This is a genomic window from Occallatibacter savannae, assembly GCF_003131205.1.
GTDB classification, from domain to species: Bacteria; Acidobacteriota; Terriglobia; order Terriglobales; family Acidobacteriaceae; genus Telmatobacter; species Telmatobacter savannae.
On the sequence record NZ_QFFY01000005.1, the window covers coordinates 594,647 to 616,431 of the forward strand.

Here is a 21,785-nt window from a genome sequence, read left to right on the forward strand (position 1 = left end):
ATCGCGCGAAGCGCAGCTAACTCGCTAGGAGATTAACAACCCGCAATGAAGATACTCACCAAATGGCTGCGGACCTACCTTCCCGAACTACCCGTCTCTGACACTCAACTCGCCGAAGATCTCACCCTCCGTGGCATCGCCGTCGAAGGCATCTTCAATCTCGGCTCCGGCAACGGCTCCCTCTACGAGATGGACATAACCACCAATCGTGTAGACGCGATGAACCACTACGGCATCGCACGCGAAGCGGCGACGATCTATGGCGTAGAACTCCGTCACCTCGATACAACACTTCCAAAGCACCAGCCGTCCGCTCAGAACCTCCCCGTCAAGATCGAAGCCGAAGATGTCTGCGGACGCTTCACCGCACGCGTTCTTCGCGGTATCACCATAGGCCCTTCCCGCGACTGGTTCCCCGGCGCTGAAGTCTCAACGTACTTCAGCCTCCTCGAGCAGAAGCAAATCTCCAACGCCGTCGACGCCACCAACTTCGCGTGGCTAGCCATGGGCCAGCCCACTCACGCCTTCGACCTCGACAAAATCGAGGGCGGCATCATCGTCCGCCGAGCCCGCAAAGGCGAAAAGCTCAAGACCCTCGACGGCATGGACCGCATCCTCGACCCGGACGACCTCGTCGTAGCCGACCACACGAAAGCTCTCGGCCTCGCCGGCGTCATGGGCGGCTGGGACACCATGATCACAGCAGAGACGAAGAACGTCCTCATCGAAGCCGCATGGTTCGAACCGATGGCCGTCCGCCGCACCGCCCGCCGTCACGGCCTCCACACCGACGCCAGCCACCGCTTCGAGCGCGGCGCCGACTTCAACGCCGCTCCCGTCGCCTCCGCTATCGTGAGCCGCATCCTGCTCGCCAACGGCGGCCACATCGATGGCGATCTCGTGGATGTCCGCGTTCCTTCATGGGAAGCCCGTACCGCACAACGCCCGGCGATCTCGCTCGCATTGAGCGAAGTGCATCGTCTTCTCGGCAGCACCATCGACAAAGAAGGCATCACCTCGTCCACGGTCGAATCGATTCTTACCGGCCTGGGCTGCACACTCAGCTCCGCCGCCACGCAATCAGCATCATGGCAAGTCCAACTCCCCAGCTGGCGCCTCGATCTCGAACGCGAAATCGACCTCATCGAAGAAGTCGCACGGGTGTACGGCTACAACCGCTTCGCCAACACCCTTCCCGCGTTCGCCGGCGGGGTCAAATCGCTTTCATCGGCAGAACCAGAACTCGTCGCTCGACGCACTCTTCTCGCCGCCGGCTTCCACGAGACCATCTCCAGCACCTTCTGCTCTTCCGCTGAAGCCGTACTCACCGCGCCCATCCCCGGCCAGATCGTACCGCTCGGCAATCCCCTCAGCGAAGAAGCTGGCGTGATGCGCCCATCACTCGTTCCCGGCCTGCTCAACGCCGCCTCCGGCAACCTGAATCGAGATGTCGCCGACGTTCGCCTCTTCGAACTCGGCACCGTCTTCAGCGGTACGACAGAAAAAGTTGATGAACGCCCGGCACTCTCTTTCGCCGCTGCTGGCAACCTCCCCAGCCAAAGCTCGTTGCATCCGACACGTCGCATCGAGTTTCACGACCTCAAAGGTCTCGTCGAACAACTCCTCTCGCGTTTCCAGATTCGCGACATCTACTTCGACCGCTTCCCATCGGACACGGGCCTCACCCCGGCATGGCTGCATCCCTATCGCTCAGCCCGCGTGGTAGCTGACGGTCTCACCGTGGGCTGGTTCGGCCAGCTTCATCCCACCGAGGCCGCCGCGCGCAAAATCAAAGATACGATCATCATCGGCGAGATCTACATCGACCGCCTCTACAAGCTGCCGCTGCGCAAGCCCGCCGCTCGCGACATCTCGCGCTTTCAGCCCGTGCGCCGCGATTTCTCGCTCATCCTCGATCAGAGCATTCCCTGGGAGCGCATCGACAAATCTCTTGCGTCGCTTCAAATCCCCGAGCTCGTTGATTGGCGCGCAGCAGAAGTCTTCCGCGATGCGAAACTCGGAGCCAATGACTACGCTCTTCTCGTCAGCACCACCTTCCAGGCTCCCGACCGCACCCTGCGCGAAGAAGAACTACAATCCTTCCAATCGCGCGTAGTCCACGCCGTCAGCGCAGCCGGCGCCAGACTCCGCTCGTAAGCCATCGCCGCCGTTTCGATAACAAGAACGTGGGTGCCCCAGGTCCCTCGCACTTGGAGACCTGGGATAAGAACGAGCTTGATCCAAAAGTCTCATCGGAGACCGGGGTTTACTATTTCCACCTCAGTTTCCCTCAGCCTCCGCTGCGCTTCATCAGCGCTATACTTCCCGAATACAGCGCATTTGCGCGGAGGTTATTATTCATGTCGCCATCATCTCTGGAATCCCAGATCGCGGAACACGAGCACTCTGAAATGGATCACAACCATCAAGGCAATCTCGCTCTCAGCAGCGCTGATTTTTCCGCTCTTGAAGACCGCGTCTCCCGTGCAGTCAGTCTCGTGAAGAGCGAGCGCCAGGCCCGCGCCGCTGCGGAAGAGCGGATCAATGTGCTCGATGGTCAGCTCCACGAACAGCGCGATCTGGTGAAAACCCTCCAGGAAGAAATCAGTGCACTCAACGCTGAGCGCGAACAGGTCCGCCAGCGCGTCGATAAGCTTCTCGGTCAATTGGATTCTCTCGAACTCTGAGGTTCCGCATGGCAAAAGAAATCGCGCCCAGCGCTCCCGGCTACGTCACCGTTCACATCTACGATCAGGCTTACCACCTGCGCGGCCAGAATCCCGATCACATTCGCCGCCTCGCAGATCTGGTCGACAGCAAGATGCGCGCGGTGGCCTCTGCCGGCCGCACCGTCGACTCGCTCCGCGTCGCCGTTCTCGCTGCGCTCAACCTTGCCGACGAACTCTCACAGACTTCGGGCGTGGACGCAAAGGAGGGCCGCGCCCGCGCCGCGCACCTCGCCGAAATGCTCGACGAAGTTCTCGAGGACGAGCGTCAAGTCGCATCGTGACTCGGCTCGTGCTCACATTCTCGGCACGCCACGCTGCACCGACTTGCCCGATCTGCAAGTGACCTTCGGTCTCTAGCACAACTCGCTCTGCACCGGCAAGACTTGCAATTCCCCTTCAACATCCATACATTCAGCAATAGAAACCGGCCTGCAAAGCAGGTGCAGTGGTCAATGCTGGATGAACCAACATTCATTGAACAGGAGGCTCGACTCGTACATACGGTTCTGTGTGCCGTGTCCGCCAGTCCGGAATGCCTAAGGAACCGCGGCGAGTCTCCACCGTCTTAGGACGGGTTCACCAGCACATCACTCACGGCCCAGTGGGTCGGATTTCTACTCTTTCCTCGTGCAACTCACACTTCTGCACGCTTCGCATGCCCTATCCTTGCTCTAGGTGCATCCAGTCCTATTCCACCTCGGCGCATTAGTCATACCTTCCTACGGCGCAGTCGCCGCTCTGGGCCTCCTGCTCGCGCTCATGCTTGCACTGCGCATCGCAAAAAAGACTGGCGTTGATCCCAATCGCATCTGGAACCTCTGCATCCTGATGCTCTTTACCGCGCTCATTGGCTCGCGCCTCTTGCTTGTCGCCGCCAACTGGAACATCCTGCGCAGCCATCCCCTCTGGGTCCTCAGCATCGCGACGGTGCACCACCCGCTGCTCGCCGCAATCGCTGCGCTCATCGCCTTTGCAGTCGCCGCCGTCTACGCCGGCCTGCACCGCATGCCGCTCCGCGCAACCGCCGACCTCCTCGCCGCACCCCTGGCTCTCGGCCTCTCCTTCGAACAGATTGGCGCCCTCCTCGCCGGCTCCGGCTACGGAACAGGAACCCATCTCCCCTGGGCCGTTATCTACACCGACCCGCTCGCCGCTCGCTGGAGCGACGCTCCGCTCGGCATCCCAGTTCATCCCGTTCAGGCCTACGCCGCGATCTGCCTTTCTCTCATCGCAGCAACTCTCATCCTCCAGCTGCCACGCCGACATCAACACGGCGACCTTGCCGGAAACTTTCTCATCTCCACAGGATTCGTCATGTACATCACCGAGTTCTGGCGCGACCCCGTCGGCCGCGGCGCACTCTTCCACGGATTCATCAAAGGCCCGCAGGTCGCCGCCATCCTCCTCGTCCTCCTCGGAGCAGCGTTCCTTCTCGATCGTCCATCCCAGCGCATCCTTCCCGCTCCATCCGCGCCGACCACCCAACCTGCCCCACACGCAACCTCCGAGCCCACCCATGGCTGAGCCTCGACAAATAGAAGTTCCACCCGAAGCTGCCGGTCAGCGCCTCGACCACTTCGTCGCCACCCAACTCGAAGGCGTAAGCCGCTCCCGTGTCCAGCTCCTTCTCGATCAGGGCGACGTTCTCGTCAACGGCACTCAGGCCAAGCCATCCCTCAAGCTTCGTGGCGGCGAACAGATCGTCATCACCGGCGAGCCCCACCCCGCTCCGCTCAAGGCCGCGCCGCAGGACATCCCGCTCGATGTCGTCTTCGAAGACAAATACCTCGCCGTCATCAACAAGCCGGCAGGCATGATGGTCCACGCCGGAGCCGGCGAAACCGAAGACGCACGCAACAGCAACACTCTCGTCAACGCGCTCCTCTTCCGCTTCAATGCGCTCTCTTCCACCGGCGGTGAACTGCGCCCCGGCATCGTCCATCGTCTCGACAAAGACACCAGCGGCCTCATCGTCGTCGCCAAAAGCGACGCCGCACACACCAAACTCGCCGAGCTCTTCTCCTCGCGCCAGATCCGCAAAACCTATATCGCTCTCGTCCACGGTCGCGTCGAGCGCGAGAAGGGAAGCATCACCGCCGCAGTCAGCCGCGACCCCGTTCGCCGCACCCGCATGACCACCAAACCCTCAGAGAACTCCCGCACCGCCATCTCCCACTACGAAGTCGTCCAGCGCCTCGACACGCGCTTCGGCAAATTCACACTCGTCCGCGTTCGCATCGAAACCGGCCGCACTCATCAGATTCGCGTCCACATGGCCTCGCTCGGGCACCCCGTCGTTGGCGACACCCTCTACGGCGCTTCCGGTCAGCTCGTAGACCAGGCCTCCCAAACCTCGTCCAAAGCTGCCCGCCGCAACAACCAGCCCCAGCGGCTCAAACTGGACCGTAACTTCCTCCACGCCGCGCGCCTCGAGTTCACACACCCGTTTACCTCCAAGCCTCTGGAACTGGAGGCCCCATTGCCCTCGGAGCTGACCGATTTCCTCGCCCGTATTAACGAATCCTGAACAGAGACAGTCAATACTCCATGGAACGGCGCAGGCTCGCTCGGCCGATTGCTAGAATGAACACTGATATGAGCACAAAATTCTCCTGTCTGGCAGCGCTTGCAGTGGCACTGTGCCTCTCTGCCTCCGGCCAGCCTGCCTATGGGCAGCAGCAACAGCCGCCCGCTCCGCAACCTGCGCAGACCCCCGCCCCGCAGCAACCCGCTCCGGCTGAGCCCGCGTCAGCCCCCGCGCAGGCCGGCCAACCCGCGTCGGGCCAGCAGCCCGCGGCCGGTCAGCAGCCCCCCGACCAGCAGGGCGCCGAAGATACCGGCCAGGTCTTTCGCGTCGGCGTCAACGAAGTCAACCTGATCTTCACCGTCACCGACAAGCACGGCCACTACGTCCCGAACCTCAAGCAAAGCGACTTCGCACTCCTTGACGACCAGAAGGCTCCCGAAAAGGTCACCTCCTTTCGCCAGCAGGTAAATCTCCCTCTCCGCGTCGGCATCGTCATCGACGCCAGCACCTCCATCCGCACCCGCTTTCAGTTCGAGCAGCAGGCCGCTGTCGAATTCCTTCTGCAGATCCTCAAAGCAAAAAGCGATCGAGCCTTCGTCATGGGCTTCGACGTCACACCCGACATCAAGGCCGACTGGACCAACAACATCGATGCTCTTGAAACAGGCATCAATCGCCTTCGCCCTGGCGGCGGCACCGCCATGTACGACGCCGTCTTCACCGGCTGCAAGACCAAGCTGCTTGACTCTTCACGCGGTCAGGAGCCCGTTCGCAAGGCGATGATCCTCATCTCCGACGGCGACGACAATCAGAGCCGCGTTCACCTCGACGAAGCCATCAAGATGTGCCAGCGCGCCGAGACCATCGTCTACGCCATCAGCACCAACTGGACCCCCAGCCGCGGCAAAGGCGACCAGGTCCTCACGCAGCTCGCGCAAGATACCGGCGGCCAGGTCTTCTTCCCGCCCTCCGTCGAACAGATGTCCAACAGCTTCAAAAACATCGAAGAAGAACTGCGCAGCCAGTACGCGCTCACCTACATCCCTGCGGACTTCAAAGCCAACGGCCAGTTCCGTCCCATCTATCTCTATTGCACCGACCGCCGTTACGTCGCCCGTGCAAGAAAAGGCTACTTCGCACCCAAAGAATAACTTCGGGTTTCATGATCGCGTGTGCCCCGGTCTCAATCTTGAAACCGGGGCATTTCCTTCCCACAACGCTAACCTGCCAACTCGCCACGTGCGCAGCACGCCAACCCGCCAAAGAACAGTAACTGTCCGTTCATTATCAACAGAGATCAGCGATCATCTAGCTGATAGCTGATAGCTGATAGCTGATAGCTGATAACTGACAGCTCATAGCTGAAGCCTGAGAGCTGCTCCTCACCCGCTAACTTGCTAACTCGCTACGCGCGCAGCGCGCTGACTCGCTAAAAGAATAAAAAACAGAATCTGACTCACCACCTGATATCCGGCGAAGCCTACTCCCTACTCCTGCCTTCCAGCAGCGCCACCAGCCCCGCCTCATCCAGCACCGGCACATTCAGCTCCCGCGCCTTATCCAGCTTCGAACCCGCCTCTTCCCCCGCAATCACATAGTTCGTCTTCTTGCTCACCGACCCTGATACCTTCCCGCCCGCCGCCTCGATCTTCGCCTTCGCCTCCTCGCGCGACAGATTCGGCAGCGTTCCCGTCAGCACCAGCGTCAGTCCCGCCAGCTGCGTCGTCTTCTGCTTCTTCTCCGCCGTCATCTTCACGCCGGCCGCCTTCAAGTGTTCGATCAACTCGCGATTCGCGGGCCGCGCGAAGAAATCGGTAATCGCATGCGAAATCCGCGCCCCAATTTCCTCCACCCGCTCCAACTCATCCTTGCTCGCGTTCATGATGGCGTCCATTGACCCGAACTCCTGCGCAATCGCATCCGCCGTCCGCTCGCCCACGAACCTGATTCCCAATCCCATCAACACTCGCGCCAGCCCGGCTTCTTTCGACCCCTCGATCTGCTTCAGCAGCTTCTTGATCTCCACCGGCCCAAACACCCGCTGCTGCTTCTTCACCCCGTTGCGCTCTGTCTCCTGCGTCAGCGAGGCCAGCTTCTCCTCCGTCAGCGAGTAGAGATCCGCCACGCTCTTCACCGCATTCGTCTCGATCAGCGCATAGACTGACTGCTCGCCCAGCCCCTCAATGTTCATCACCGCCCGGCTCGCCCAGTGCTCGATCGCTCCGTGCAGCAGGGCAGGGCAGTCGATGTTCACGCATCGATAATCAGCTTCGCCTTCTTCGCGCACCGCCTCCGCTCCGCACACCAGGCAATGCGTCGGATACACATACTTCTCTTTCCCCCGCGGATGATCCGCGTCCTCCACAATCGCGGCAACCTTCGGAATCACATCGCCGCCGCGCTCGATCTTCACCCAGTCGCCGATCCGCAACCCCATCCGCTCAATCCAGTCCGCGTTGTGCAGCGTCGCCCGGCTTATCGTCGCGCCCCCCACAAACACCGGCTTCAGCATCGCCGTCGGAGTCAGCTTGCCCGTGCGCCCCGTCGTGATCATGATGTCGTACATCTGCGTGATCGCCTGCTCCGCGGCAAACTTGTACGCCAGTGCCCATCGCGGCGCTCGCCCCGTGTATCCCAGCCGCGCCTGCGTCGCCTGCGAATTTACCTTGAACACCACGCCATCGATGTCGTACCCCAGTGTCGGTCGCCGCTTCTCCGTCTGCTCGATGAACTTCATCATCTCCTCGACCTTGTGCATCTTTCCCCGATGCGGATTCACCCTGAATCCCAGCGCCGTCAGCGCATCGAGCGTCGCATCCTGGCCCAGGTCGAGATACTCCCCATTTACCAGCAGAAAATACGCATACACATCCAGCCGCCGCTGCGCCACAATGCTCGAGTCCTTCGTACGCAACGTACCCGCCGCCGCATTACGTGGATTGACCGCCGGCTCCAGCCCCTCCGCAACCCGCTCTTTATTCATCTGCTCGAACGCCTTCTCCGGCATCACCGTCTCGCCGCGCACTTCAAAGGTTGCCGGCACGCCCGCGCCCGTCAGCTTCTCCGCAGAGATCACCAGCGGCACGCTCCTGATCGTCCGCACATTCGACGTGACCTCCTCGCCGATCTGCCCATCACCGCGCGTCAATCCGCGCACCAGCCTTGCGCTCCCATCCGGACCCGCCTCGTAATGCAGCGCAATGCTCAGCCCGTCCATCTTCTGTTCCGCCGTGTACTCCACCGGCAAACTGCCCGCCAGTTCATGCACACGCCGGTCCCAGTCGCGCAGTTCCTCTTCGGAATACGCATTGTCTAGGCTCAGCATCGGCCGCGAGTGACGCACCTTCTGGAACCCCTCGGCCGGCTTGCCGCCCACCCGCTGCGAGGGCGAATCCGGCGTCACCAGCTCCGGGTGCTCCGCCTCCAGCCCTTTCAACTCCTTCATCAGCTTGTCGAACTCCGCATCGCTGATCTCCGGCGCGTCCATCACGTAATACAGGTGCTCGTGCCTCCGAAGCTCCGCCCGCAGCTCCTCGATTCGCTTCTCCGCCTGTCCCTTTTTTCCCGCATCACTCATGGGCAGGATTATAGTTTTCACCCCGATCTCTCCGTTCCCGCCACGATTCTGCTGGTGCCCCATCCTAAACGCGTCTTTTGCGTTTAGGGTGGGAAACGAAGAACCCCGCATCACTCCGCTCACGTCCGCAGCGTCGCTTAGTCCGCTACCATGATCCCAACGACATGGAGCCCATCACCCACTTCCTCACCGGCGCCTGCATCGGACGCGCCGGCCTCAACCGAAAAACTGCCTACGCAACCCTCGCCGCCCTCCTCGCCGCCGAAGCCGCCGACCTCGACGTCTTCTGGAGCTTCGCTGGGCCTGTTGAAAGCCTCAAACATCATCGCGGCATTACCCACACCTTTCTCGGCGCTCCCTTCGTCGCCGCCGCGGCTGTCGGAGCAACATGGCTCTACTCCCGCTGGCATCAGCGCCGTCGTGCCCGCCGCCTCGCCTCTCTCCCTCCGCCTGAGCCCGGCGCTCCCGAGCGTGCCCAGTCCCAACCCATCCGATGGTCTTGGGTCTACCTCTCCGCCCTCATCTCATCGCTCAGCCACATCGCGCTCGACTGGACCAACAACTACGGCGTTCGCCCCTTCTACCCCTTCAACCCGCGGTGGTACGCCGGCAGCTTTGTCTTCATCGCCGAACCCGCCATGTGGATCCTGCTCTTCGCCGCTCTGATCATCCCCGCCATCCTCGGTCTCGCCGAACGCGAAATCAGTTCCCGCCGCACTTCCAGGCCCTTTCGTGGTCGCAGCATGGCGATCTTCGCGCTCAGCGGAATCTTCCTTCTCTGGTGCTTTCGCTACGTCCAGCACGCCCAGGCTGAAGCACTCGTCCGAAACAACCCCGTCAGCCTCGCTCCCGTCGACCGCATCGGTGTCGAACCCTATCCCTGGAACCCGTTCCGATGGCACGTCATCGTCGACACGCCCGGCTACTACCAGTTCGCCGAAGTCAACACCCGTACAGGCGACATCGAAAGCGATCCGCAAACTGACCAGATGTTCAAGCCCCCGTACACCCCCGCCGTCCAGGCCGCCAACCAGACTCTCCTCGGCCAGGTCTACCTCGACTGGGGCACGTGGGCCGTCGTCTCCGATCTAGGCCAGACCCAGGTCGTCGGCATCGACCCTCCCAAACTTCCCCCCAGCCGCACCTGGACCACCGTCGAATTCACTGACCTCCGTTTCGGATACGATTTCCGCGGCACCGGTAACACCCGCCCACCCAGCGGCCTCACCGGAGCCGTCTACATCGTCGATGGGAGGGAAGAGGCCGGAATGGAAATGGGCGGCCGCGAGCAGAAATAGCCGCAAAGGTCGCGCCAGTCTCTGTCTCGATCTAGCCTTTTCCTACCTGCGCGCTAAATCTTCTGATTGATTTCGGGTCAAACGATCAAATCGCCGCCGCGTTAGTGTACGATTGCCTTGATTTCAAGGTCTCGCCTTCACGAAGGAGCAATCCGTTGAACGACCGCAATCTTTTCCCGCGATTTCTACTCTGCATCCTTGCCTTCATGATCGTTCCGCTCGCGCCGGCCCAGAAGCCCAACTCTCTTTCGTTGATGCCTATGCCCTCGCACGTCACGCAAGCACAGGGAGCCCTGAAAATCGACAGCAACTTCACCGTCGCACTCGACGGCTTCAAGGATGACCGCCTCGAACTCGCCCGTAAGCGCTTCCTGACGGCCCTTTCACGACAGACCGGCATCCCCTATCACGGGGAACCAACCACCGGCACCGCGACCCTCACCGTCAAGGCTTCGGCCGACAGTGAGCATATCCAGCGCGTCGGCGAGGACGAGTCGTATCACCTTGAAGTCACTCCCTCGAGCGCCACTATCTCCGCTCCCAACTCCCTCGGCGCCATGCATGGCCTCCAGACGTTTCTGCAACTTGTCGCCATCACCTCCGACGGTTTCGCTGCTCCAGCAGTCACCATCGACGATGCGCCGCGCTTCGCATGGCGAGGGCTCATGATCGACGCCGGCCGCCACTTCCAGCCACTCGACGTCATCAAGCGCAACCTCGACGGCATGGAGTCGGTGAAGTTGAACGTCTTTCACTGGCACCTCTCTGAGGACCAGGGCTTCCGCGCCGACAGCAAAGTCTTCCCCATGCTCACCGGCAAGGGCTCCAACGGCGACTACTACACCCAGGAGCAGATGAAAGAGATCGTCGACTACGCGCGTGAACGCGGCATCCGCGTCGTCCCTGAGTTCGACATGCCGTGCCACACAACCGCCTGGTTCGTGGGCTACCCCGACCTCGCCAGCGGCAAAGGCCCCTATCAGATTCAGACACGCTGGGGAATCTTCGACCCCGCCATGGATCCGAGCCGCGAAAGCACCTTCACCTTCATCGATAAGTTCATCGGCGAGATGACGACCATCTTCCCCGACGAGTACTTCCACGTTGGCGGCGACGAGTGCAATGGCAAGGAGTGGGATCGCAATCCGCAGATCAAAGCCTTCATGCAGTCTCATCAGCTCAAAGACAACGCCGCGCTGCAGTCCTACTTCAGCGGCCGCGTGCAAAAGATCGTCGCCTCCCACCACCGCATCATGGTTGGCTGGGACGAAGTGCTCCAGCCCAACACTCCTAAGGACGTAGTGATCCAATCATGGCGCGGACCCAAGGGCCTTGCCGCCTCAGCGCGGCAGGGAAACCGCACCATCCTCTCCAACGGCTACTACATCGACCTCAACCAGCCTGCAGAGCAGCACTACCTCACCGATCCTCTCGGCGGAGACGCCGCTACTCTCTCCAACGAGCAGAAGAAACTCGTCATGGGCGGAGAAGCCGCAATGTGGAGCGAGTTCACCACGTCGGAAATCATCGACAGCCGCATCTGGCCCCGCACCGCGGCCATCGCCGAGCGCCTCTGGTCCCCGCAGGATCTGCGCGACGTTGAATCCATGTATGCGCGCATGTACGTCGTCTCCGATAAACTCCAGGCCTACGGACTGACCCATCAGTCCGTCACGCCGCGCATGTTGCAGCGCATGACCGGCAACAACGATCCGGAGTATCTCGCCGTTCTCGCAACTGCCGTGCAGCCCCCCGAGGGCTATGAGCGCGAGTCCCTCAGAGAATACGACTGGCACACGCCGCTCAATCATCTCGTCGACTCCGTTCCGCCTGAAAGCGAACGTGCCCGCGAGTTCAGCCTGCTCGCCAAAGCGATCTCCTCCGGCAGCGCCTCTCAGGAACAATGGCAGACCGCACGCCAGTGGCTTACCGAGTGGCGAGACAACGATACGAAACTCGAGCCGACACTCAACAATTCCGGCATCACCGCGGAACTGATCCCGCTGTCGCAGACTGTCTCGAAGATCTCCGCCATCGGGCTCCGTGCGCTCGACGACCTCCAGAACCACCGCCACGCAGATGCAACCGCAACCCAAGCCGACCTTCAGACCCTCAAGGCAGCGGAGAAACCACAGGCCGTCCTGAGGAACATGATCGTCGCCCCAATCGAATTGCTCGTTCAGTCTGCTGGGAAGTGAACCGCTCGACTTGGCATAGCCTGAGACATGAGCCTGATCGGGCAATCCCTGACCTTGTCTCTTGATTGATCATTACGGCCCTAACTCGTCAAAATGATGCCAATTCAGGCACTGTTTTGCGGCAAAAAGTCACTTTTCGTGAAAAGTTTCTAATCATCGCTCCAAAACCCGTGTAGAATCGGTCGCGTCATGCCAGACACCCTGAACGTACGTTGTGAACGGATCATCAAGCTCTTGCTGCGCGTAGGCACCGCCTCCATCGACGAAATCCTCGAAGAGGCTGGTTCCTCGGCTCCGAGCATCCGTCGGGATCTCGCGCGCCTCGAGAACCGAGGGCTGATCCGCAGAACGCACGGCGGCGCAACCCTGGTCGAGCCCCTGCTCTACGAGCCCTTCCGGTATGACAGCTCGTTCCTGGCTCGCGAACAGCGTTCCGCCACTGAGAAGCGCCGCATCGGACTCGCCGCCGCCGAACTCGTTCAGCCCAACGAAACCATCGGCCTCTCCGCCGGCACCACCACCACCCACATCGGCCGCGCGCTCCGCCACCGCGAAAAGATCCAGGTCATCACCAACGCGGTCAATATCGGCATGGAACTCTGCAATCAGCCCGGAGTGCGCACCTACCTCACCGGCGGCGTGATCCCCTGGGCCTGGTCATTCTCCTTGACCGGCAACGCCGCTCTCGAATTCCTCGACGATGTATACATGGATCGCGTCTTCCTCAGCGTGACCGGCCTCGAAGTCGAACGCGGCGCTACCACCCTCGAGCAGGATGAAGCCCTCATCTACCGCAAGATGCTCAAGCATTCCAAGCAGGTCATCGTTGTCACCGATTCCAGCAAATTCGGAAACGTCAGTCCCGCCTTCATCTGCCCCCTGAGCGAAATCCACACCATCATCACCGACACCGGTGCTTCTCAAGAGGCCGTTGCTCCTTTCGAACGGCAGGGCATCCGCGTAATCCGCGTCTAGCGCACGACCTCCTAACCGCCCGCTCCTCGAGACTCGACGCAAATACAAATCCCTCCGACTTCAGCCATCGGAGGGATTTCTGTTTTCCTTCTTTTCCCGAAAGTCAGATATCCAGATTCTTCACGTCCAGCGCATTATCTTCGATGAACTTCCGCCGCGACTCCACGTCTTCACCCATCAGCGTCGTGAAGATCGTCTCTGTCTCCGCGATGTCTTCGAGTTTCACCTGCAGCAGTGTGCGCCGCTCCGGATCCATTGTCGTCTCCCAGAGCTGCGGAGACGTCATCTCGCCGAGCCCCTTATAACGCTGCACATCGTAGTCCTTCTTGCCCTGCTCCACGATGTACGAGAACAATTCGCGCGCGGTCTCCTTCTCCACAGGCTCCTGCAGAATCTTCGAAGTCCGCCGCGCCGCCTTGGCTTCAGCCTTCACCTTGGGCGGAGTCTGTCCTTCTTCAAACTCCGTGCCCTCCGGCTCGTCAGCGGCACTCTCCTGTGCGCCCTTGTTCGCATACTCGATCAGGAACGGCGGTTCGAGATACTGGCTGATCTGCGAGTACTTCGACATCATCTGCCTGAACTCCGGGCTCGAAGCCATCGTCCAGTCGATGCACCGCGATGCGCCCTGCGCATCCGTGTAGCAGATCGACCACGTATGGTGCTCCTCGTCCTCGCTCGGCTTGCTCACCTTGATGTTGAACTCGCCCGCCTGCTCCTCAAGTTCATCGTGCAGCTGCTTTAGCTTTGGCGGAACACCCTTTCCATCGGCCGAGGTGAAATCCGCACGATGCGTCAGCTCCGCCCGCGCAATCAGTTCCGTGATCTGCTCGTTGCGGATGCGCTTGTCCACCTTCTCCACGAACCCGAGATATTCGTTTAGATACCCCATGAAGCGCGTCAGCTCGCTGCCGTCGATATGGCTGGCGTTCTCGCCGTGGCGCACAATCATGCCTTCTGATGCCCGCTTGATCGCCACGCGGTTCAGCTCGCGCTCGTCTTTTACGTACTGCTCTGACCGCCCCTTCTTGATCTTGAACAACGGCGGCTGCGCGATGTAGATGTTGCCCCGCTTGATCAGCTCCGTCATGTGCCGGAAGAAGAAGGTCAGCAGCAGCGTGCGGATGTGCGATCCGTCCACGTCGGCGTCCGTCATCAGGATGATCTTGCTGTACCGCAGCTTTGCCGGATCGAAGTCCTCCTTGCCGATGCCCGTGCCCAGCGCCGTGATCATCGCGCGAATTTCTTCGTGCCCCAGCATCTTGTCGTAGCGCGCCTTCTCCACATTCAGGATCTTGCCCTTCAGCGGAAGAATCGCCTGGAATCGCCGGTCGCGTCCCTGCTTCGCCGTGCCGCCTGCGCTCTCACCCTCGACCAGATACAACTCACAGCGATCGGGGTTCCGCTCCGAGCAGTCAGCCAGCTTGCCCGGCAGCCCGCCGCCATCCAGCGCGCCCTTGCGCCGAGTCAGGTCGCGAGCCTTGCGTGCCGCCTCGCGTGCGCGCGCCGCTTCAATGGCCTTGTTGATAATCTTCCGCGCTACCGGCGGGTTCTGCTCCAGGTATGCGCCCAGACGCTCGTTGACGAACGCCTGCACAATCCCGGCGATATCCGAATTCAGCTTGCCCTTCGTCTGGCCTTCAAACTGCGGCTGCGGCAGCTTCACACTCACCACCGCCACCAGCCCCTCGCGAACATCGTCGCCGCTCAGGTTTTCCTTCACGTCTTTGAACAGCCCAAGCTGCTGGCCCACAGCGTTGATCGTCCGCGTCAGCGCCGTGCGAAATCCCGAAAGGTGCGTTCCGCCATCCACCGTGTTGATGTTGTTCGCGAAGCTGAACACCGTCTCGGAATAGCTGTCGTTGTACTGCAGCGCGATCTCCAGCTCCACCTTGTCGCGCTGCGCTTCCATCAAAATCGGCTTATCGTGCAGCACCGACTTGCCGCGATTCAGGTGCTTCACAAACTCTGCAATGCCGCCCGCGTAGCGGAACTCCGCATGCTTCGAGTCGCCCGTCTTCGCATCGACGTTCCGCTCGTCCGTCAGCGTGATCTCCAGCCCCTTGTTCAGGAAGGCGAGTTCGCGCAGCCGCTGCGCCAGCGTGTCGTAGTTGTATTCGGTCGTGGCGAAGATCGTCTTGTCCGGCAGGAAGTGAATCTTCGTCCCGCGCTTCTTGCTCACGCCTGTCTTGCGCAGATCGCTCGTCGGATCGCCGCAGCTGAAGTCCATCTCCCACGTGTGCCCATCGCGCCAGATCTCGACGTTGAACTCCTGCGACAATGCATTCACGCAGCTCACACCCACGCCATGCAGACCGCCGGAAACCTTGTACGTCGACGAGTCGAACTTGCCGCCGGCGTGCAGTTTCGTCAGCACCACCTGCACCGTCGGCATCACCTCGCCGTTCGGCAGAGTCTTCATATCGACAGGAATGCCGCGGCCATCATCCACAACGGTGATGGAGTTATCGACGTGAATCGTCACATCGATCTTCGTGGCGAACCCCGCCAGCGCTTCGTCCACCGAATTGTCTACTACTTCGTAAACAAGGTGGTGCAGTCCCATCTCACCCGTCGAGCCGATGTACATCGCAGGACGCAGCCGGACTGCCTCGAGGCCTTCCAGGATCTTGATATTGTCGCCTGTGTAGTCGCCGTTACCGTTGCCGTTCGTCGCCATAATTATCCGTTTCGCAGAATGTTCGCCTGTCGGCGGTCGTGCTACGGGCAAAGTGCCGCCCCGATTCAAGCCGCACTTTGGGGATTAACCGATTGAAAGTCGAGGGCTTTGGACGCGCTCTGCTATAGGCAATTTTACCATGTTGAACCCCTGCAAATCCCGGTCGAAACTCCCCATTACCAGCGCGCGAGCAGGTAACTAAATTGGGTACTAGCGGGTAGATTACCGATGAAGCATGTTACTTTTGTCACTCAGAAATGCGATACTTTCGATGTATCTGAAAACGCTGGACTTAACTATGGTAATCGACTACCATAAATAGGTCATCAACCCAACATCTTTTCTGGGAATTTCCGCAAGGGGTAACCAATTATGAAACTCGCTTTCCGCGTTCTCGTGCTCTCCGTTGTCGTCGCCGGCGCAGCCGCCGCCTCCGTCTCGTCTTCGGTCAAGAACACCATGCCGAGCCACCAGGCTGCCACCGCCGGACTTCCGGTTCCCACCTGCGGCCCCGGCGTCTCCTGCACTGGCAAGTAAATCCGGCTCTTAAGCTCGCTGCTCGGTAGCACCAAAGTGCTACACGCACTGGCTTTGTTTCCAATTGAAGTCAAAGGCCACTCCGACTATGCTGAGAGAACCCTCAGGATAGAAGGGGCAAGTATGCCTTTGAATTTCTGGATGTCGGCGATGAGCGTGGCGGAGTTCCTGCTCTGGGCTACCCTCGGCTTCCTCTTTTGGAAGAAGGGCCTCGAGAAGCGCTTCCCGGCACTCAACGCCTATCTGTTATTGCGAGTCGGCTCCATGCCCGTCCTCCTCGGCCTGCTCTACATTCAGGCGCAGCCCTGGGGGCATCAATACTTCCCGTTCTACTTCTACCCCTACTGGACCGTCTACGCCGCAAGCGCCATCAGCCTCTTCTTCGTGACGCTTGAAATCTTCCGCTCGGTTCTCGCTTCCTTCTCCGGACTCATGCGCCTCGGAACCGTGATCTTCCGCTGGGTCGCCCTCGTTTCCGCAGTCGCAAGCCTCGGCTCGGTTTCCTACTCGCATCCCACCGTCTCCATCATTCCCCAGCTCGCCCTGGCGCTCATGCGCGCCGTCAGCATCCTCGAGCTCTGTCTCCTCGCCTTCCTCTTCCTCTGCATCAATGCTCTGCAGCTTTCCGCGAAGGACATGGCAGTGGGCTTCGGGCTTGGCTTTGGTCTCATGTCGTCCAACGACTTCATCCTCACCATGTTTATCAGTGGGCATCCGTCCCTCAACGCGCCTCTTCAGTTCGTTTATGAGGGCGTCATTCTCCTCACCATCATCATGTTGGTCGGCTACTGTCTGGTGCCGGAGCACACCCGCAAGCCGGTCATCATGCCCGCCAGCTCCACCATCTATCGCTGGAACGAAATCGCCTCCGCCCTGGGCCACGGCACCAAGGTCGCCGTTCGCCAGCCCGCCAACGGCTTCTTCCTCACCGATGTCGAGCGCGTCGTCGAAAAAGTCCTCACCCGCAATCTGCAGGGCGAATCGAAATCGTAAGCTGGTCTGAATACTGAAAAGGCCGAGCCCATTGTTGGGTTCGGTCTTTTCTCCGTTTCAACCATTCCGGGCCAACCCGAATCCCGGCTATACTGGACTCCTCCATGGGCCCCCACGATTCCCGCCATCAATGTCTAATCTACGAGGGAGCGCCGTCGCGCCACATCCCGGCGGTCGCCTCGGCCCTTGGCGAGAAGCTCCGTTCCAATCATCGCTGCCTCTACCTCAACAGCCGCCCAATGATCGCCGGCCTTAAGTCGCAGCTCGCCGCCTACGGCATTGATGTCGAGCACGCCATTAGCAGCGGCAACCTCGTGCTCTCTGCAGAACAGAATCATCTTCTCGGCGAATGGGAATTCGACGTTCCAAGCATGATGGCGACCCTCGAGCGTTCTCTCCAGCAGGCACTCAGCGACGGCTATCAGGGCCTCTGGGCTACCGGTGACATGACCTGGGAGTTCGGGCCCGCCAAGGACCTCACCAAGCTCCTCGAGTACGAATGGCGTCTTGAAGACTTCATGCGCAGGCATCCGGAGATGTCCGGCATCTGCCAGTACCACGCCGACACCCTGCCCCGCGACATCCTGCACAAGGGCCTTCGCTCGCATCGTCATCTGTTCATCAGCGAGACCCTCACCATCCTCAATCCTCACTACTCAGAGCGAAGCTCCCCCGCGCACGGCGCCGCTCACGAACTCGACGGCTTCCTCACCAGCGTCCTCAACCCCGAGTCCCTGAACTAATCCCAACCTCCGGATGTCGGGTGCCCCATGTCTCCCGTTTTGGAGACATGGGGAGCAAGCAAGCTGGCCAGAGTCAAAAGAAAAATCGGGTGCCCCGGTCCCTCGCACTTGGAGACCGGGGTATCGACCCCAAAACAGGACGGGTAGGAAGGGAAGGATCCGGGTGCCCACGCGAAGCGCGCCAAAGCCTTGGCGAAGGCGGATCTATACTCACCTCAACCGACCTCACCCACCCCATGTCCTTCGACGTAATCATCCTCGGCCTCGGAGCGATGGGCAGCGCCGCCGCCCACCATCTCGCAGCGCGAGGTCAGCACGTACTCGGCCTGGACCAGTTCACGCCGCCGCACGACCGCGGCTCCTCCCACGGCGGCTCCCGCATCATCCGTCAGGCCTACTTCGAAAGCCCTGACTACATCCCCCTCGTCCTGCGCGCCTACGAGCTCTGGCGCGAGATTGAACGCGACACTGGCATCCGCCTGATCCACACCACCGGTGGTCTCGTCATCGGCAACGAAGATGGCGATCTCGTCCGCCGCACCATCGCCTCCGCCAAAGAACACCACATTCCCATAGACGTTCTCGCCCCAGCTGAACTCGCCGCTCGATTTCCCGCATTCAGCCCGCACCCCGGCGATCTTGGCGTCTTCGAGCACCTCGCCGGCTACCTCGTTCCGGAAGACTGCATTCGCGCCCAACTCCAATCCGCCATCCATTCCGGCGCCCAGCTGCACTTCGACGAGAAAGTCCTCTCCTGGACCGCAGCCCCCGATCACGTCGAAGTCGCAACAACCCGCGGCTCGTATTCCGCACGGCACCTCATCATCACCGCAGGCCCCTGGGCCGCCGAAGCCCTCCAATCCAATCTCCCGCTCAGCGTCACCCGCCAGGTTACCGCCTGGATCCAGCCCAAAGGCGGCGTCGAAGGATTTCTGCCCGACCGCTTTCCCGTCTTCATCGCCGAAGGAGCAGCAGGGAAGTACGCCTCCTATGGCTTCCCCGCAATCGACGGCCCCAACGGCGGCATCAAGGTCGCCATCCACGGCAGCGACCTGTCCTGCACACCCGACACCGTCGATCGCCAGATCCACGATGCCGACGTGCAGCAGATCATCGTGTCTTTGCAGGGCCGCATTCCCGCCATCGCCGGCGATCTCCTCCGTGCCAAAACCTGCCTCTACACCATGACGCCCGACGAGCACTTCATCATCGGCCCTCACCCCCGGCTGCCATCCTGCACCATAGCCTGCGGCTTCTCGGGACACGGGTTCAAGTTCGCCCCCGTCATAGGCGAAATCCTCGCCGGCCTCGCAACGCGCAGTTCATCCACCCACCCCATCGCCCTGTTTTCGCCAGAACGTTTCGCCCACTGACGCACTTCGCCGCGAATCCCATTCCGGGCGCAATCGTGTGCGCTGTTCCTTTATGGAAAATTCACAGCCTCTACACTCTTTGCGCCATTGTTTCCGGGGTATTTCCCAGTTACTTCTGGATAGGAACGGCGTTACTCTGTAGTTCCTCACGTCGAGCTTTTTTCGAGGTCCCCAAACCATGGTTTCCAGTCACTTCGTCCACTTCGAGTTCCCCCATCGCATGAACAAAGACGGCACCATCGACTCCGTCTGCCCGCGTTGCTTCGCTACCGTCGGCTGCTCCACTTGGGAAGCAGAGCTGGAGCGCCTTGAAGCAGCTCATAGCTGCCTGCCGGCGCGCCTGGCCGCCTTCAACGATCATCACCGCCGCATGCCTGTCGCGCCTGAGCGCGTTCCCGCATTCGACATCCCCGCCGACCGCTCCAGCATTCCAGTTCGCAACACCTGGCCGCATCGCGCAGCGCCCTCCCGCCGCTCCGCCTGATCTCCAGAACTCCACCGCGCCTCTCCCCACATTATCCTGTGCCGCAGCGAATACCTCCCGCTGCCGGAGAGGCGCGCAAGGGAAAACTCCGCCCCTTCCCATGGCATCTGAAATGACCTGAACGTTACCTCCCCCACGCAGGGTCTCAGGAGTCCATGTGAAACAAACCCTTCAATCTCTCGCTCTTCGCGCCATCGTTCCCTCCGCTCTTATGCTGCTGATGTCCGTGCCCGCCGACGCATTTGCCGCCGCGCCGGCTCAGGACCATCTCGTCTCCCCGCAGGCCATGCAGAAGCAGATGGCCGACTCCGCATCAGCCCGCCAGAAAAACATCGAAGCGGTAGCCGACTTCCTCAGCAGCCCGGTCGCCGACCGCGCCATGCGCGACGCGCATTACAACCCCGAGCAGGTGAAGAGCGCCATTCCTTCGCTCTCCGACCAGGAACTCGCCAGCCTCGCCGCCCGATCCACCGACGCGCAGCAGAAGTTCGCAGCCGGTGCTCTCACCAGGCCTGAACTCGCCCTGATCGTGATCGCCCTGGTAGTGCTCATCGTTGTAATCCTCGTCCACTGAGTCTCGGCCCCAACCAGCCGATCCATCCGCAAAAAAGAGAAAGGCCACGGCGAACCGTGGCCTTTCTCGCTAAAACCTGAGCTGCTTACTCTGCGATCGGCTCCACCGACGCGAAGCGCCCGCGATTGCCGTGATCGGTAAACTTCACCCGTCCTGAAACCTTGGCGAACAGCGTATCGTCCGACCCGATCCCCACATTGACGCCCGGCTTGATCTTCGTTCCGCGCTGGCGCATGATGATCGACCCGCCCGTCACAATCTGTCCGGCAAAGGCCTTTACGCCCAGCCGCTGTGCATTTGAATCCCGTCCGTTTGTGGAGCTGCCTCCACCTTTTTTATGTGCCATTGCTCAATCCCCTCGTCGTTGCAGCCGTCAGCTATCCGCCGTCAGCTTTCAATTTCTGTCTTCGTCCTCCCTCGCGACTGCAGCTGAAAGCTGAGAGCTGAGGGCTGAAAGCTACTTCTTCGCGTCGTAGGTCACGCCATCAGCCTCGATCGACTTGATGCGAACCTCGGTGAAATTCTGCCGATGCCCCTGCAGCTTCTTGTACTGCTTCTTCCGCTTCAGGTGGAACACGAGCACCTTCTCCCCGCGGCCATGGCCCACAATCTCGGCCGTAACCTTGGCGCTCGACGGCTTTGCAATCCCGTTATCGCCGCTGAAGGCAAGAACGTCTGCAAACTCCACCGTCTGCTGGTCGGCGCTCACCGACTCGATCTTGAGCACGTCGCCTGGTGCGACCCGATACTGTTTGCCACCGGTACGAATGACCGCGTACATAAAAATCCTCCGGAGCAGACGCACGCGCCATCGGCAAGTGCATGCTCCCAACCTTGAATTGCTCGGGCGGAAACTCCGTCCCGCGGTACGCTCGAGCGCCGGTATCCCTTGGGCGAGCGGTTGGCTCCGCAGTGACAGGCAGGAATCGCCAAACTAAGGTAGTTTACAGGGTTTGCAGCACCGGGTCAACGCACCACCCCACCTTTCCATCGATCAACATCGGTGTCATTTCGATCTGAGGTCGCCCTTGGCTCTCGCACCCCAACCATATCCGGAAAGTCCCTCTACGCCCTCCACCTACCAAGAAGGGTGTCATTTC

The 21,785-nt window shown here is 60.8% G+C and carries 19 protein-coding genes; 14 read left to right on the forward strand and 5 right to left on the reverse strand.

Annotated features, from left to right (window positions below; all coding sequences use genetic code 11):
* The first annotated feature begins 45 nt into the window (after positions 1-45).
* Positions 46-2,157 carry a phenylalanine--tRNA ligase subunit beta gene (pheT, locus tag DHV10_RS20525; protein WP_109488242.1) on the forward strand — a complete coding sequence of 704 codons (2,112 nt, stop codon included), beginning with the start codon at positions 46-48 and terminating at the stop codon, positions 2,155-2,157.
* Between the two features lie 212 nt (positions 2,158-2,369).
* On the opposite strand, the gene DHV10_RS20530 is transcribed toward pheT, so the two are convergent.
* A complete protein-coding gene (locus tag DHV10_RS20530; protein ID WP_109488243.1) occupies positions 2,370-2,666 on the reverse strand; it encodes a hypothetical protein in 297 nt (98 codons plus the stop codon).
* A gap of 29 nt (positions 2,667-2,695) precedes the next feature.
* On the opposite strand from DHV10_RS20530, the gene DHV10_RS20535 reads away from it, so the two are divergent.
* From DHV10_RS20535 to DHV10_RS20550, 4 genes are all read left to right on the forward strand, one after another.
* Complete coding sequence (locus DHV10_RS20535; protein WP_109488244.1) at positions 2,696-3,010, forward strand: cell division protein ZapA; 315 nt, start codon at positions 2,696-2,698, stop codon at positions 3,008-3,010.
* Positions 3,011-3,404: 394 nt separating this feature from the next.
* Positions 3,405-4,253 (forward strand): prolipoprotein diacylglyceryl transferase family protein, encoded by an 849-nt coding sequence (locus tag DHV10_RS20540; RefSeq protein ID WP_109488245.1) that lies wholly within the window; start codon positions 3,405-3,407, stop codon positions 4,251-4,253.
* Complete coding sequence (locus DHV10_RS20545; RefSeq protein WP_109488246.1) at positions 4,246-5,256, forward strand: RluA family pseudouridine synthase; 1,011 nt, start codon at positions 4,246-4,248, stop codon at positions 5,254-5,256. The genes DHV10_RS20540 and DHV10_RS20545 overlap by 8 nt, the downstream gene beginning before the upstream one ends.
* A gap of 68 nt (positions 5,257-5,324) precedes the next feature.
* A complete protein-coding gene (locus DHV10_RS20550) occupies positions 5,325-6,407 on the forward strand; it encodes a VWA domain-containing protein (protein ID WP_109488247.1) in 1,083 nt (360 codons plus the stop codon).
* A 329-nt stretch (positions 6,408-6,736) separates the two neighbouring features.
* Here DHV10_RS20550 and ligA read toward each other — a convergent pair whose 3' ends face one another.
* Entirely contained in the window at positions 6,737-8,854 is a 2,118-nt protein-coding gene (gene ligA / locus DHV10_RS20555) for an NAD-dependent DNA ligase LigA (protein ID WP_338042632.1), read from the reverse strand.
* Positions 8,855-8,997: 143 nt separating this feature from the next.
* On the opposite strand from ligA, the gene DHV10_RS20560 reads away from it, so the two are divergent.
* From DHV10_RS20560 to DHV10_RS20570, 3 genes are all read left to right on the forward strand, one after another.
* Positions 8,998-10,131, forward strand: a complete 1,134-nt coding sequence (locus DHV10_RS20560; RefSeq protein ID WP_109488248.1) for a metal-dependent hydrolase — start codon at positions 8,998-9,000, stop codon at positions 10,129-10,131.
* Positions 10,132-10,286: 155 nt separating this feature from the next.
* Positions 10,287-12,329 (forward strand): beta-N-acetylhexosaminidase, encoded by a 2,043-nt coding sequence (locus DHV10_RS20565; protein WP_109488249.1) that lies wholly within the window; start codon positions 10,287-10,289, stop codon positions 12,327-12,329.
* A gap of 189 nt (positions 12,330-12,518) precedes the next feature.
* Positions 12,519-13,304: a DeoR/GlpR family DNA-binding transcription regulator gene (locus DHV10_RS20570; protein ID WP_109488250.1), complete on the forward strand. Its 786-nt coding sequence runs from the start codon at positions 12,519-12,521 to the stop codon at positions 13,302-13,304.
* A gap of 103 nt (positions 13,305-13,407) precedes the next feature.
* Here the strand turns inward: DHV10_RS20570 and gyrB are convergent, their stop codons facing one another.
* Positions 13,408-15,981 carry a DNA topoisomerase (ATP-hydrolyzing) subunit B gene (gene gyrB / locus DHV10_RS20575; RefSeq protein WP_109488251.1) on the reverse strand — a complete coding sequence of 858 codons (2,574 nt, stop codon included), beginning with the start codon at positions 15,979-15,981 and terminating at the stop codon, positions 13,408-13,410.
* A 372-nt stretch (positions 15,982-16,353) separates the two neighbouring features.
* On the opposite strand from gyrB, the gene DHV10_RS27315 reads away from it, so the two are divergent.
* From DHV10_RS27315 to DHV10_RS20600, 6 genes are all read left to right on the forward strand, one after another.
* On the forward strand, positions 16,354-16,518 hold the full coding sequence (locus tag DHV10_RS27315) for a hypothetical protein (protein WP_162601717.1): 165 nt from the start codon (positions 16,354-16,356) through the stop codon (positions 16,516-16,518).
* Positions 16,519-16,641: 123 nt separating this feature from the next.
* Positions 16,642-17,511, forward strand: coding sequence for a hypothetical protein (locus tag DHV10_RS20580; protein WP_109488252.1), 870 nt, complete (start codon positions 16,642-16,644; stop codon positions 17,509-17,511).
* 104 nt (positions 17,512-17,615) lie between these two features.
* Positions 17,616-18,254: an MEDS domain-containing protein gene (locus DHV10_RS20585; RefSeq protein WP_109488253.1), complete on the forward strand. Its 639-nt coding sequence runs from the start codon at positions 17,616-17,618 to the stop codon at positions 18,252-18,254.
* Positions 18,255-18,490: 236 nt separating this feature from the next.
* Positions 18,491-19,627 (forward strand): N-methyl-L-tryptophan oxidase, encoded by a 1,137-nt coding sequence (gene solA, locus DHV10_RS20590; protein WP_109488254.1) that lies wholly within the window; start codon positions 18,491-18,493, stop codon positions 19,625-19,627.
* A 178-nt stretch (positions 19,628-19,805) separates the two neighbouring features.
* A complete protein-coding gene (locus tag DHV10_RS20595; RefSeq protein WP_109488255.1) occupies positions 19,806-20,111 on the forward strand; it encodes a hypothetical protein in 306 nt (101 codons plus the stop codon).
* Between the two features lie 157 nt (positions 20,112-20,268).
* Complete coding sequence (locus DHV10_RS20600; protein WP_109488257.1) at positions 20,269-20,685, forward strand: PA2779 family protein; 417 nt, start codon at positions 20,269-20,271, stop codon at positions 20,683-20,685.
* Between the two features lie 85 nt (positions 20,686-20,770).
* On the opposite strand, the gene rpmA is transcribed toward DHV10_RS20600, so the two are convergent.
* Entirely contained in the window at positions 20,771-21,031 is a 261-nt protein-coding gene (gene rpmA / locus DHV10_RS20605) for a 50S ribosomal protein L27 (RefSeq protein ID WP_109488259.1), read from the reverse strand.
* A 111-nt stretch (positions 21,032-21,142) separates the two neighbouring features.
* Complete coding sequence (gene rplU / locus DHV10_RS20610; RefSeq protein ID WP_109488260.1) at positions 21,143-21,466, reverse strand: 50S ribosomal protein L21; 324 nt, start codon at positions 21,464-21,466, stop codon at positions 21,143-21,145.
* Between the last annotated feature and the right edge of the window lie 319 nt (positions 21,467-21,785).